This window comes from Microbacterium caowuchunii (genome assembly GCF_008727755.1).
Taxonomy (GTDB): Bacteria; Actinomycetota; Actinomycetes; order Actinomycetales; family Microbacteriaceae; genus Microbacterium; species Microbacterium caowuchunii.
This window is the reverse complement of the sequence record NZ_CP044231.1, coordinates 690,357-704,239: the sequence shown is the minus strand read 5'-3', so window position 1 is coordinate 704,239 and position 13,883 is coordinate 690,357. Positions and strand designations below refer to the sequence as shown.

Here is a 13,883-nt window from a genome sequence, read left to right as displayed (position 1 = left end):
CGTCCTCCTTGATCATGGGTGGTTCGGAGCCCTCAGCGCCGCACCCGGCGAGCGCTCGGTGGCGCGTCGAGGGTCAGGGTCTTGCCGCGGAAGAAATCGGGTTGCCGGATCGCCTGCCAGATCATGAGGGCGATCCCGACGAGGATGACGGTGACTCCGAGGATGAACACGAGTCCGAGGCCGCCCACGTTCGAACCGCTGCCGTACTCCGGGTCGGCGCTGTCGATCAGCGTCTGCACGAACAGCACTGCCAGGATCGCCCCGCCGATGAGCGGGAACAGCAGGGTGAAGAACACGTTCCGGACCGAATCGAACCACTGCTTGCGGAAGTACCAGACGCAGGCGAACGCGGTGATGCCGTAGTAGAAGCAGATCATCATGCCGAGCGCCGTGATGGTGTCCCAGAGCACGTCCTCGCTGATGAACCGCATGATCGCGTAGAAGCCGGAGGCGACGACCGCCGAGACGATGGTCGCGAACCCCGGGGTGAAGAATCGCGGGTGCACCGAGGCGAACGCCCGCGGTAGGGCACCGTAGTGCCCCATGGCCAGGAGAGTCCGCGCCGGCGACACGAAGGTCGACTGGAGCGAGGATGCGGAGCTGGTGAGCACGGCGAGCGACACGAGGAATGCGAGCGGGCCGAGCACCTGACCGGACAGGGCGAAGAAGACGTTGCTCTGGATGTCGGGATTCCCGAGCCCGTACTCCCCGTCGCCCACGCCCGCGTACATGATGAGCGACACCGCGAGCAGCAGGTACAGCGACACGATGATCAGGACCGTCAGCGTCGCCGCGCGCCCCGGCGTCTTGTCCGGGTCCTTCGTCTCCTCGTTCATGGTGAGGGTGACGTCCCATCCCCAGAAGATGAAGATGGACAGCGAGAGGCCGGCCACGAGCGCCGAGATCGACGACACCTCGAAGGGGTTGAACCAGGTGAGGTCGAACGGCGTCGCGTCGAAGGCGCTGCCGCTGACGGCGGCGACGATCGCGGCGCCGGCGAAGAGGACGATCACGATCAGCTGGAAGCTCACGAGCACGTACTGGAGCTTCTGGGTGGTCTGCATGTCGCGGTAGGACACGAAGGTCGCCGCGGCGACGAACAGCAGGCAGACCGCGACGTTGATCAGCGGCTGGAACGCGAGGTCGGCGATCTCCGGATTGTTCGAGAGCTGGGCGATGAGCAGGAACAGGAACTCCACCGCGATACCGGCGAGATTGGACAGCACGAGGATGGTCGCGGATACGAGCCCCCACCCCGCCATCCAACCCACCCACGGGCCGAAGGCGCGCGTGGCCCAGGTGAACGACGTCCCGGCATCCGGCATCTGCTTGTTCAGCTCGCGGTACCCGAAGGCCACGAGCAGCATCGGGATGAAGCCGACGAGGATGATGGCCGGCACCTGCAGGCCGACCTCGGAGACGGTGGGTCCGAGTGCGGCGGTCAGCGTGTACGCGGGGGCGATGCAGGAGATCCCGATGACGACGGCACCGATGAGACCGACCGTGCCCGCGCTCAGGCCCTTCTGGGACAGCCCGCCGGTCACCGCGGACGGGGTGACTCGCTCTTCGGATGCGCTCATCGTCCTGCTCCTTCGGCGCCGCGGGTGCGCGGGACCACGATCATCGGGACCGGCAGGACGTGCAGCATCTTGGCCGCCGTCGAGCCGAGGAAGAGCCGCCGCGGCTGTGCGAGGCGGCTGGAGCCGACCATCGCCATCTCGGCGGGGAGCCAGTCGACCTGTTGCACGGCCTGCTGGATGTCGGTGCCGGTCGCGACGGACACCTCGACTTCCACGTCCGGCGGGAGCTCCGACTGCGCTGCCCCGAGCACGGAGCCGGCGTGGCTGCGACCGGTCCGCCGGATCAGCGCCGGATCGGCCCCGCGGGGAAGATCCAGCGCGGCCAGCGACAGCAGCCGCAGCGGCGCCCCGGCTGCGACGGCCAAGGCCACCGCCTCGGCCACCAGCACGTCCCCGCCTTCCCTGGTGCCCAGGGCCGCCGTGACCCGGGGCACGCCCGCGTCGACCGGGATCTCCCGCGCGCCCTCCGGGGCGAGCACGACCGGGACGTCGGAGTAGTGCATGAGCTCGTTGGCGACGGTGCCCAGTCGATGCCGGCCCCGCAGGCCGCCGTTCGCCGCGCCCACGACGATGTGCGTGGCGGAGAACTCGTTCGCCGCGGCCACGAGTCCCTCGGCGAAGGACTCGGCGTAGCGCACGTGCGATCTGTGGCCGAGGGTGTCCGGGATCAGCCCGGCCGCCGCGTCCAGCCATCCCCGCGCGGTCTCGCGCAGGTGCCGGTCGTAACCGGCGTCGGGCGGGGTGATGACAGATCGGTCGTCGCTCGGGAGCACGATCACGAGGTCGAGGGCTGCGCCGGATGCGGCGGCGATCCGGGCGCCCAGGGTCAGCGCGTCGGCCCCGCCCTCCGTCGCGGTGTATCCGACGACGATGCGCCCGCTCATGCGCGCAGCTCCGCGACGATCTGGTCGGCGACGAGCCGCCCCATCCGGATGGCGCCGTCCACGTGCTGATAGCCCGCGCCCGCGAGGTCGCTGCACGCGAACCGGATCGGTCCGACCGGGCTGCGGAGGTCCGCCCCGTAGCGGTGCAGCCCGCCCAGGTCGAAGCTGGCGGCGTAGGCGCCGCGGGTCCACTCCTCACTGCCCCAGTCGCTCTCGTAGTAGACGAGCGGCTCCTTCGCCTCGGGACCGTAGTAGTGCGACAGCGAGTCCAGGATGCGTTCGCGCCGTTCCTCCGCGCTCAACCGGAACACCTCGTCGGCGTGCCGGTCGGAGACGAATCCCACCAGGGTGCCGCGGTCGTCGCCGTGGTTGGTGTTGTCGTACGCCTCGTGCGCGAGTTCGTACGGGCTGAAGGCGGTGCCGGCCAGACCCTGCTCCCGCCAGAACGGACGGTCGTACACGGCGTGCACCTTGATCACGAAGCCCATCGAGATGTGCTGGTGCATCTGCTGCTGCAGCCGGGGCAGCGCAGGGACGAACGAGATCCGCTCGTAGAGCACCGGGGCGAGGGCGAGGACCGCCCGGCGGGCGTGGACGGTGACACCGTCCGCCGTCGCGGTCACCGCGCTGTCGTCCCACGTCAGGGTGCGCACGGGCTGTTCCCGCAGCACGTCCTCGCCGAGCCGTTCGGCGAGGAGCAGCGGCACCTGCTGGAGACCGCCGACGACCCGCTTGTCCAGGATGAAGTCCGCGTCGACGAGGTTCGAGTACGACCCGGCGGACGCGGCCATGAGCAGCGACTGGAGCAGCGAGAAGGCGTGCGCCGGCTTGGTCAGCATGGCCGAACCGGTGGCGAAGGCGAGGTTGCGGACGGCCTCGTCGTCATCGGTCTGGGCACGCAGCCACGCATCCCAGGAGACGGTGTCCCAGTCCGCGGCGTTCGGGTGCGCCCAGGGCCGATCCGGGTCGATCTCCGCCACCATCGCATCCAGACGTTCGGTGATCCCGGCGATGACCCGCGCGGTCGACTCCGCGACCGGGAACGCGTCTCCGGTGAACCGCGTCCGCGTCCCGTCCGGGCCGATGTACACGGATTCGCCGTCGCGGTAGCGGCTGTAGGTCTCCAGTCCCAGTTCGGCCACGGTGTCGATGAGGGCGTCCTGATCGGGTGAGACCCACTGGCCGCCGATCTCGAGCGTCGCGCCGTCCACCACATCCGTCCAGAGCCGGCCGCCGACCCTGTCGCGCGCCTCGAGCACGGCGACCGAGAGTCCGGCCCTCCGCAACTCGTTGGCGGCCGTCAGCCCCGCCGCGCCCGCACCGACGACGATCACGTCCCGGGTGATCTCTCTCATGAAGACTCCTTCGTCTTGCTCTCGTCTCGCCCTCGGGCGCGGGTGGCGGCTCTCTCAGCCGACGTCTCGGAGTGCCGATTCCAGAACGTCCAGCCCCTCGCTGAGCAGATCGTCCCCGATCGACAGCGGCGGCAGGAACCGGAGGACGTTGCCGTACGTCCCGCAGGTGAGCACGATGACCCCGTCCGCGATGCAGGCCTTCGCCACCGCTGCAGCGAGCGCCGCGTCCGGGTCCCCGGTCTCCGGGACGACGAACTCCGCCGCCACCATCGCGCCGCGTCCGCGCACGTCCCCGATCCGGGGATCGTGCTCCTGCATCCCGAGCAACCGATCCGTGAGGATGGCACCCACCTCCCGCGCCCGCTCGATCACGCCGTCGTTCTCGAACACGTCCAGGGCGGCCAGCGCGGCCGCGCAGGCGATGGGGTTGCCCCCGTACGTTCCGCCGAGTCCGCCGACGTGCGCGGAGTCCATGATCTCGCTGCGTCCGGTCACCGCGGCCAGCGGGAGCCCGCCGGCGATGCCCTTCGCGGTCGTGATGAGGTCGGGGACGACGCCGAAGCCGTCGCAGGCGAACATGTCGCCGGTGCGGGCGAAACCGGTCTGCACCTCATCGGCGATGAAGACGACACCGTTCTCGCGGCACCACGCGGCCAGTGCCCCCAAGAAACCCTCCGCGGGCACGATGAATCCGCCCTCGCCCGGGATCGGTTCGATGACGACGGCGGCCAGGTTCTCCGCGCCGATCTGCTTCTCGATCATCGAGAGGGCCCGGCGCGCGGCGTCCGCGCCGCTCAGCCCGTCGCGGAACGGGTAGGACAGCGGGGCCCGGTAGATCTCCCCGGCGAACGGACCGAACCCGCTCTTGTAGGGCATGGACTTGGCCGTCAGCGCCATCGTCAGGTTGGTCCGACCGTGGTAACCGTGCTCGAACGCCACGACGGCGGGGCGACCGGTGTGCTTGCGGGCGATCTTGACGGCGTTCTCCACCGCTTCCGCACCGGAGTTGAACAGGGCGGTCTTCTTCGGGTGGTCGCCGGGGGTGAGCCGGTTGAGGGTCTCGGCGACCTGGATGTAGGACTCGTAGGGCGAGATCATGAAGCACGTGTGGGTGAACCGAGCCGCCTGCTCCTGCACCGCCGCGACCACTTTGGGGTGGGCGTTGCCGATCGTCGTGACCGCGATGCCGGATCCCAGGTCGATCAGGGAGTTGCCGTCGGCGTCCACCACGACGCCGCCACCCGCCGCCACGGCGTGGATGGGCGCCGTGTGGCCCACGCCGACCGGCACCGCCGCGGCCTTCCGCTGGAGCAGCTCCTGGGAGCGCGGACCCGGGATGGCGGTCCGCAGACGTCGTTCCTGCGCGAGGGCGGGACCACCGAGCGGCGCAGTGGGCAGATCGATCGTGCTCATGGTCGGGAGCGTAGGGCCGCGTCTGCACGGAGCGCATTCGCCTGACCGTATACAGCATGGCTGCAGGTAGGCCATCATGTACATCGCCTGGCCGCGTCCGGCGCCCGGCGGTATCCGGCGCCGGGCCGGCTCAGACAGCCGCGGGAGAGGACCCCATGACACCGCCGACGACGACGGAGACCGCCACGCTGGGCGCCCTGCTGACCCGACGCGACCTGCACCTGCGCCTGGAGGGGCCGGACGACCCGGCGATCGCCGCCCGACGCGTGCGCGGGGTGCACAGTTCCGACCTCCCGGACCCCACCCCCTTCCTCACCGAGGACCTCGTCCTGCTGACCACGGGCACGCAGTTCACCGACGCGGACGACGACAGCGTGGATTCCTATGTGCAGCGTCTGCGCACCCGCGGCGTGACCGCTCTCGGTTTCGGGACGGAGGTCGTCCGCGAGGGCATCCCCCTCGCTCTGGTCACGGCGTGCCGCATCCATGGCCTGCCGCTGTTCGAAGTGCCCTATCGGACGCCGTTCATCGCCGTCGCCCGGGCGAACGCCGAGGCGATCGGCGCGGAGCAGTACGCGCGACGGAGCTGGGCGCTGTCCGCTCAGCGCGCGCTGGCGCTGGCCGCGCTGCACAGCGACGGACTGCGCGCGACGCTGGCCGAGCTCTCCCGGCAGCTGGGCACCTGGGCGGGGCTGTTCGACGGCACCGGGACCCTCATCCACGAGCATCCCGACGGCCGGCTGACCGGACCCGTCGGCTCCGGTCTGCGCGAGGAGATCGGCGCCATCCTGCGCAGGGGCGCACGTGCCGGCTCGTCGTTGCGGATCGACGACGTCCCGTTCAGCGTGCAGACGCTCGGACGCGGTGGGCACCTGCGCGGGGCGGTCGCGGTGGCGGCGGGGGAACTCGACGCCGAGTCACGCGGGCTCGTCACCACGTTCGTCGCCATGGCCGGTCTCGCCCTGGAACAGCAGCGCAGTCTCACGCAGGCGCGCGCGACGCTGCGCGCCGGTCTCGCCGCATCCGTCGCCGCCGACGAGCCCGCGCTCCCCCGCCGCGTCGCCCGGACGATGTGGGGCGGCTTCCCCGCCGCGCCCGTGCTCGTCGGTCTCGCCGAACCGGGCGTGCTGCGGCGCGACGATGCACTGGAATGGCTGGAGACGACCGCCGTCGACAGCGGCGGCGCTCTGTTCTTCGGACGCGTCGATGACGGTCTGCTCCTGATGGTGCCCGCGGACCGGACCCCGGTGCTGGCGGAGTTCGCGGATCGGTTCGCCGTCGCCGTAGGGGTCTCCGCGCCGGCCGGTCACGACGCGGTCGCCGCCGCCCTGGCCCAGGCCAGGCTCGCTCGCGATCGCGACGACGACGAGGGCCTTCGCCCGTTCGGTGCGGTGCGACGCGGCATCCTCTCCGCACTCGACGCGCAGCAGGCGCAGGTGATCGCGTCCACGGAGCTCGGACCGCTGCTCTCGCACGACGCCACGGAGGGCACCCGATTGGTCCAGACGCTGAGTGCATGGCTCGACAACGACGCCTCGCACGAACGCACGGCGCGCGCTCTCGGGGTGCACCGGCACACCGTGCGCACCCGGCTGGCGCTCGCCGAGAGCCTCCTGAAGCGCGACCTCGGCGCGTTCCACACCCGGGCCGAACTCTGGTTGGCACTGCGCTCGATCTCCTGACCGGGCAGGATGGCTGCACGACTCCGGCGAGGAAGCGAGGAGCGGATGAGCGCGGACGCGACGACGGTGAACGGCGAGGTCTCGTTCTGGTGGCGTGACGTCGGCGGCCTTCCGGCCGGACGGCCGCCGCAGACCCGGGACCTGGATGTCGACGTGTGCATCGTCGGTGCCGGCTTCACCGGCTTGTGGACCGCGTACTACCTTGCTCGGTCGCAGCCGGGACTGCGCATCGCCGTCGTGGAGGCGCGGTTCGCCGGTTTCGGCGCCTCAGGCCGCAACGGCGGCTGGCTCACGAACTCGGTCACGGGCGGGCGGGAGCGTTATGCGCGATCCCACGGACGGGACGCCGCCATCGCCCAGCAGCGGGCGCTCAACGAGACGGTCGACGAGGTGATCGCCGTGTGCGCGCGGGAGGGCATCGACGCGGACGTGCACCGGGGCGGCGAGCTGACCGTCGCGCGCTCGGCCGCGCAGTTCGCCCGGCTGCGGGCCTTCGCCGCGTCCGAGGCCGCCTGGCCGGGCACCGACGTCGTCCTCCTGGACGCCGCGGCGACCGCGGAGCACGTGCGGGTGGAACGCACGGTCGGCGGTCTGTGGCATCCGCACTGCGCACGGATCCACCCCGTGAAGCTCGTGCAGGGTCTCGCCGCCGCCGTCGAACGACTCGGCGTCACGATCCACGAGCGCACCCCCGTGCGGGAGATCGCACCGGGAGTGGCCCGCACGGAGCACGGGACCATCCGCGCGACGCAGGTGATCCGCGCGACCGAGGGCTTCACGGCGACGCTTCCCGCGGAGCGGCGCACATGGCTGCCGATGAACTCGTCGATGATCATCACCGAGCCGCTGCCCGCCTCGTTCTGGGACGAGGTCGGATGGCGCGGCCGGGCGACGCTCGGCGACGCGGCCCACGTGTACATGTACGCGCAGCGCACGGCGGACGACCGGATCGCCTTCGGTGGTCGCGGCGTCCCCTATCGCTTCGGCTCCCGCGTGGACGTCGACGGCAGCACGCAGGACCGGACGATCGCGGCCTTGACCGCCCTGCTCCGGGAGTTCTTCCCTGCGGCCACCCCGGCACCCGTCGCGCACGCCTGGGCCGGGGTGCTCGGGGTACCGCGCGATTGGGCGGCGACGGTGGGCCTCGACCCCGCGACCGGTCTCGGGTGGGCGGGCGGCTACGTCGGTACCGGCGTCACCGCGACGAACCTCGCCGGCCGCACGCTCGCCGACCTGGTGCTGGGGAACGACACCGACCGCACCCGCCTGCCGTGGGTGGCTCATCGCGCGCGCCGATGGGAGGTCGAACCCCTCCGCTGGCTGGCGGTCCAGGGGATCTACGGCGCCTACCGGACGGCGGACCGCCGGGAGTCCGCCTCCGGCTCGCCCCGCACCTCGCTGTTCGCCCGGGCCGCCGACCGCATCGCCGCCCGCTGAATCGTCCTCACCATATGCAGCACGGAGCATACTCGGTCACCGGATGCCCCCGAGGCACCGCATGACACTCGATGACCGATGATGACGCGACGTTTCGCCCGATTGGCCGACCGTCCGGACGCCTGGTTACGGTCGGGATATGACCGCAGTGACCTCCTTCCCCGTTCTGTCCGACACCACCCCCGAAGAGCGCGCCGCGCGCCTGACCGAGGCGGGCGCCGCGTGGAGCGACCGCATCGACGCGAAGCGCTCGTCGTCGCAGCTCACCTTCCGCGCCGAGGGCGTCGGTGAGGGATCGGTGGCCACCCGGGTGCGCTCCGGACGCCACGAGTTCTACGTGGACGAGCCGTCGGTCCTCGGCGGGGACGACGTCGCCGCCAGCCCCGTCGAGTACGCCCTGGGCGCCCTCGTCGGCTGCCAGGTCGTGGTCTACCGCCTGTACGCGCAGGTCCTCGGCATCCAGGTCGACGACATCCGCATCACCGCGGACGGCGACCTCGACGCCGCGCGCCTGCTCGGCAAGGACCCGTCGGTGCGCCCCGGCTTCAGCGCCATCCGCGTGCGCGTCGAGATCACGGGCCCCGAGACGGAGGAGCGTTACAACGAGCTCCGCGACGCCGTCGACGCCAACTGCCCGGTGCTCGACCTGCTGTCCAACCCCACGCCCGTCGAGACGGTCGTCGTCAAGGCCTGACCCGCGCGCTGATCGAGGGCGGGGCACCGGTTCGCCGGGGTCCCGCCCTCATCTCATCCCCGGAAGAAGGTCTCCGCCACCCGCGCCAGGTCCCAGAGATCGCTGACGCCCGCGAGCTCCCGCGCCGAGTGCATCGACAGGATGGGGATGCCGACGTCCACCGTGCGGATTCCGAGCCGGGTGGCGGTGATCGGTCCGATCGTCGACCCGCACGGGACGGAGTTGTTCGAGACGAACTCCTGGGACGAGACACCCGCCTGGGCGCACCATCCGCCCCAGGCTGCGGCGCCGGCCGCATCCGTCGCATAGCGCTGGTTCGCGTTGATCTTCAGGATCGGGCCTGAGCCGAGGCGCGGCTGCACCACCGGATCGTGCCGGTCCGGATAGTTCGGGTGCACCGCGTGACCCACGTCGCTCGAGACGCACCAGCTCGAGGCGAGTGCCCGCATCCGCTCCTCCCGGTCGGCTCCGAGAGTCAGGCCGATGCGCTCGAGCACGTCGGCGAGGAACGGACCGGCCGCGCCGGAGCGCGTCGCCGAGCCGACCTCCTCGTGGTCGAACACGGCGAGCATCGCGATGTGATCGGCGTCATGATCGGCGGACGCCACCAGGAGCGCCTGCACACCGGCGTGGACGGATGCCAGGTCGTCGAGCCGGCCGGAGGCGAAGAAGACGTCGTCCCTGCCGAAGACCGTGCCCCGCGCCGCATCGGCCGTGACGATGTCGTATCCGCGGATCCGGGCGGCGTCGACCCCGGCGTCGCGGGCGAGTTCCGCCAGGATGTCGGCGGACTCCGACTCCCCCAGACCCCACACCGGTTGGGTGTGCGCCTGCTTGTCGAGCGCGAGCCCGTCGTTGACCGAGCGGTCCAGGTGAATGGCCAGCTGGGGCAGGCGGAGGAGGGGGCCCGTCGCCGCGAGCACCGCGGAACCGTCCTCGAGCACGAGCCGTCCGGCCAGGCGCAGTTCGCGATCGAGCCACGAATTCAGCAGCGGGCCGCCGTAGATCTCGACACCCGCCTGCAGCCACCCGAGCCGTCCGGTGGTGGGCCGCGGTTTCAGCGTGAATCCGGGTGAATCGCTGTGGGCGCCGAGGACGCGAACCGGAACATCCGGACGCACGCTCTGCGGCAGGACCCAGGCGAGCACGGCGCCGTCCCGCACCACGAGGTATCGTCCTCCCGCCTGCGCGCGCCAGGGCTCGCGCTCGTCCAGGGCGGTGAAACCGGCATCCGTCAGGCGGCGCGCGACCTCCGCGGCGGCGTGGAAGCTGGACGGCGACGCGGCGACGAAGTCGGCGAGGTCATCGGCGTGGGCGAGGGCGTCGACGGATGCGGGCACGGCAGGCCTCCTCAGAGCGGACGGTCCTTCGATCGTAGTTCGCGCCCCGCCGGTCCCCGCCCGCCCTCCGCGAGACGTCGTCCTTCCCGCGAGACTGCATAGTCCGCACGAGACCGACGCTGGTTACGTCCGTCTCGTGCTCAGGATGCAGTCTCGCGGGAAAGAACCCCGCAAGACGCCGGCGCGGATCAGGCCGGAGCGTGGGCGGCGAGGAACTCGTACACCTCGGTCGTGTCCACCCCGGGGAAGGTCCCGGTCGGGAGCGTCGCCAGCAGGGTCCGCGGCGTGCGCACGTTCGGCCAGGCGTTCTCCCGCCAGGCGGCCTCCAGCTCGCTCGGGGCACGACGGCAGCACACTTCGACGGAGTGCTTCGAGTCGCCCCGGTGCGGGGTGTCGCGCCCGAGGAACCACTTCGTGTCGTCGAAGCGCACCCCCACGCTCACCGAGTGCTGCCCCTCGCTGGAGTTCTCCACCCGCGCGGTGCACCAGTACGTCCCGTTCCCGGTGTCGGTGTACTGGTAGTACGGGTTGAACCGGTCGTCCACGTCGAACACGACCCGGCTCGTCCACCGCCGGCAGCACATCTGACCCTCGATCGATCCGAGCCGGTCCGTCGGGAAGTTCACGTCGTCGTTTTCGTACGCCTTCGTGATCGTGCCCGACTCGTGCACTTTGAGGAAGTGCACCGGGATGCCGAGGTGCACACTGGCGAGGTTCGTGAAGCGGTGGGCCGCGGTCTCGTAGGAGACGGAGTACCGGTCGCGCAGGTCCTCGATGGAGATCGCGCGGTCGGTCTTCGCGGCCTGCAGGAACGGCACGACGTGCGACTCGGGGATGAGCAGCGCCCCGGTCAGGTAGTTGGTCTCCACACGCTGCCGGAGGAACTCGGCGTAGCTCTTCGGCTCGCGATGCCCGAGGATCCGGCTCGAGAGCGCCTGCAGCACGGCGGTCCGCGGGTCGCCGTTCTGCGTGACCTTGCTGGAGAGGTAGAGCCGGCCGTGCTTCAGATCGGCCACGCTGCGCGTCGTCTGCGGCAGGTCCGGCACGTAGTGCAGGGTGAACCCGAGGTGCGCGGCGATGTCGCTCGCCGTCCGCTGGGTGAGCGGCCCGCCCGGATGCGCCACTGCGTCCAGGATGCCTCGGGCCTGACCCTCGAGATCGGCGAAGTAGTTGTTCTGCTTGCGCATGAGGTGGCGGAGGTCCACGTTCGCCCGCCGCGCCTCCTCGGGGGTCGCGGAACGCTCGTCGCGGAGCCGGTCGATCTCGCCCTGCAGGGACAGCAGCGCACGCAGCGCCTCATCCGGAACGCCCTTCCCGATGCGGAACGGAGCGATCCCGAGCGCCTGGAACGTCTGCCCCCGCATGGCCCGCTCGAGCGAGATCTCGAGCGAGGCGCGCTCGTCGAGCGGCTCCGCCTCGAGGAGTGCGTCCATCGTGGTGCCGAGCGCCTTCGCGATCGCGCGCAGCAGGGTCAGCTTCGGCTCCCGCTTGCCGTTCTCGATCATCGAGAGCTGGCTGGGCGCCCGTTCGACCGCGGCGGCGAGGTCCTCGAGCGTCATCCCGCGCTTCGTGCGCAGCTGCCGGATGCGGCGGCCGATGGTCAGCGCGTCGGCTTCGGCCTCGTCGCCCAGCTGATCTTCCGTGATCGTCATGCTCGGGATTGTGTCACGAGAGCAGAAGATCGGCAAAACTTCTCCCCTCCATTGGACGGTTTCGGTGCCGAACTTCACCCAGAGTGGTCCCACGACCCGCTGAAACACCGACGGTCACCGCGACCGCCGCTCCACCACGCCGCCGCACGACACAGGAAGACAGGGCAATGACTCCCACCGCCACGGGCTTCGCGCCCGAGACCATCCCGGCGCCGACCACCGGCACCATCCCGACCTCGTCCCGCCCCACGATCGAGGTCCTCGGCCCGCTCGCCGCCCGCTACGACGAGATCCTCACCCCCGAGGCGATCGCCTTCCTCACCGAACTGCACCACCGATTCGACGCGCGACGTCGCGATCGGCTGGCGGACCGGATGCGGCGCCGCTACGAGATCGGCAACGGCCACGACCCGAGCTTCCGCGCCGACACCGCCGGCATCCGCAATGACCCGAGCTGGCGCGTCGCCGGCGCGGGACCCGGCCTCCACGACCGCCGCGTGGAGATCACCGGCCCGACCGACCCGAAGATGACGATCAACGCGCTCAACTCCGGCGCGAAGGTCTGGCTCGCCGACCAGGAGGACGCCACCAGCCCGACGTGGAAGAACGTCATCGACGGCCAGCTCTCCCTCTTCGACGCGATCCGCGGCCAGCTCTCCTTCACCTCCCCCGAAGGCAAGCGGTACGCGGTGACGGCGACCGAGACGCCCACGATCGTGATGCGTCCGCGCGGATGGCACCTGCCCGAGAACCACATCCGGTTCACCGACCGCGCCGGCCGCGGCATGGCCGCATCCGGCTCCCTCGTCGACTTCGGGCTCTACTTCTTCCACAACGCGAAGCGCCTCATCGAGAACGGCGCCGGACCCTACTTCTACATCGCAAAGCTCGAGTCCAGCGAAGAAGCGGCTCTGTGGGACGACGTGTTCAGCTTCAGCGAGGACCACCTCTCCATCCCGCACGGCACCATCCGCGCCACCGTGCTCATCGAGACGCTGCCGGCGGCATTCGAGATGGAGGAGATCCTGTACGAGCTGCGCGACCACATCGCCGGGCTCAACGCGGGCCGGTGGGACTACATCTTCTCGATCATCAAGAACTACCGCGGCCGCGGTGCCCGGTTCGTGCTGCCGGATCGCAGCGAAGTCACCATGACCGTGCCGTTCATGCGTGCCTACACCGAGCTGCTGGTCAAGACCTGCCACAAGCGCGGAGCCTTCGCGATCGGTGGAATGAGCGCGTTCATCCCCAACCGTCGCGATCCGGAGGTGACGGCGCAGGCGTTCGAGAAAGTCGCCGCGGACAAGAAGCGCGAGGCCGGGGACGGATTCGACGGCACCTGGGTCGCCCACCCCGATCTGATCCCGGTGGCGCGCGCCGAGTTCGACGCGGTGCTGGGCGAGCGTCCGAACCAGCTCGACCGGCAGCGTCCGGAGGTGCAGGTGGCCGCATCCGACCTGATCGATGTGCACATCGGCCGGCCCGTCACCGCACGGGGCGTGCGGGACAACGTGTCGGTGGCCCTCCGCTACATCGAAGCGTGGCTCCGGGGGCTCGGCGCCGTTGCCATCGACAACCTGATGGAGGATGCGGCGACCGCCGAGATCTCCCGCTCCCAGGTGTGGCAGTGGATCCACCAGGACCACTGCACCGCCGAGGGCGATCGGATCACCCGCGAGTACATCGAAGGACTCATCGCGCAGGTGCTCGCCGACGTGGAGCGCCGCGACGGGGACCGATTCGACGACGCGGCAGAGGTCTTCCGCGAGGTCGCCCTGGGCAACGAGTTCCCGGCGTTCCTGACCCTTCCGGCCTACTCCAAGTACCTCGCCGGAGCCGAATAGGC

At 70.8% G+C, this 13,883-nt stretch carries 10 protein-coding genes; 4 read left to right on the top strand and 6 right to left on the bottom strand.

Translation table 11 applies throughout. The annotated features are described in order from the left end of the window. Positions 1-32: 32 nt before the first annotated feature. From F6J84_RS03300 to gabT, 4 genes are read right to left on the bottom strand one after another with little or no spacing between them, the layout of a single operon-like run. The gene (locus F6J84_RS03300) at positions 33-1,580 is read right to left on the bottom strand and encodes an APC family permease (RefSeq protein WP_150971360.1); all 1,548 of its coding nucleotides are present in this window, start codon (positions 1,578-1,580) and stop codon (positions 33-35) included. Then, positions 1,577-2,464, bottom strand: coding sequence for a universal stress protein (locus F6J84_RS03295; RefSeq protein ID WP_150971358.1), 888 nt, complete (start codon positions 2,462-2,464; stop codon positions 1,577-1,579). Before F6J84_RS03295 ends, F6J84_RS03300 begins: the two co-directional genes overlap by 4 nt. Then, the gene (locus F6J84_RS03290; protein WP_150971356.1) at positions 2,461-3,819 is read right to left on the bottom strand and encodes a flavin monoamine oxidase family protein; all 1,359 of its coding nucleotides are present in this window, start codon (positions 3,817-3,819) and stop codon (positions 2,461-2,463) included. The genes F6J84_RS03295 and F6J84_RS03290 overlap by 4 nt, the downstream gene beginning before the upstream one ends. Before the next feature lie 54 nt (positions 3,820-3,873). Further along, positions 3,874-5,232: a 4-aminobutyrate--2-oxoglutarate transaminase gene (gene gabT, locus F6J84_RS03285; protein ID WP_150971354.1), complete on the bottom strand. Its 1,359-nt coding sequence runs from the start codon at positions 5,230-5,232 to the stop codon at positions 3,874-3,876. A 155-nt stretch (positions 5,233-5,387) separates the two neighbouring features. On the opposite strand from gabT, the gene F6J84_RS03280 reads away from it, so the two are divergent. From F6J84_RS03280 to F6J84_RS03270, 3 genes are all read left to right on the top strand, one after another. Continuing rightward, positions 5,388-6,914 (top strand): PucR family transcriptional regulator, encoded by a 1,527-nt coding sequence (locus F6J84_RS03280; RefSeq protein ID WP_150971352.1) that lies wholly within the window; start codon positions 5,388-5,390, stop codon positions 6,912-6,914. Positions 6,915-6,959: 45 nt separating this feature from the next. Then, complete coding sequence (locus tag F6J84_RS03275; RefSeq protein ID WP_150971350.1) at positions 6,960-8,351, top strand: NAD(P)/FAD-dependent oxidoreductase; 1,392 nt, start codon at positions 6,960-6,962, stop codon at positions 8,349-8,351. Positions 8,352-8,490: 139 nt separating this feature from the next. Further along, complete coding sequence (locus tag F6J84_RS03270; RefSeq protein WP_150891902.1) at positions 8,491-9,045, top strand: OsmC family protein; 555 nt, start codon at positions 8,491-8,493, stop codon at positions 9,043-9,045. Between the two features lie 53 nt (positions 9,046-9,098). Here the strand turns inward: F6J84_RS03270 and F6J84_RS03265 are convergent, their stop codons facing one another. Both F6J84_RS03265 and F6J84_RS03260 read right to left on the bottom strand, forming a co-directional pair. Beyond that, positions 9,099-10,385: a M18 family aminopeptidase gene (locus tag F6J84_RS03265; protein WP_150971348.1), complete on the bottom strand. Its 1,287-nt coding sequence runs from the start codon at positions 10,383-10,385 to the stop codon at positions 9,099-9,101. 188 nt (positions 10,386-10,573) lie between these two features. Then, the gene (locus F6J84_RS03260; protein ID WP_150971346.1) at positions 10,574-12,037 is read right to left on the bottom strand and encodes a helix-turn-helix transcriptional regulator; all 1,464 of its coding nucleotides are present in this window, start codon (positions 12,035-12,037) and stop codon (positions 10,574-10,576) included. Positions 12,038-12,204: 167 nt separating this feature from the next. Between F6J84_RS03260 and aceB the strand changes: the two genes are divergently transcribed. Next, positions 12,205-13,881 carry a malate synthase A gene (aceB, locus tag F6J84_RS03255; RefSeq protein WP_150971344.1) on the top strand — a complete coding sequence of 559 codons (1,677 nt, stop codon included), beginning with the start codon at positions 12,205-12,207 and terminating at the stop codon, positions 13,879-13,881. The last annotated feature ends 2 nt before the right edge of the window (positions 13,882-13,883 follow it).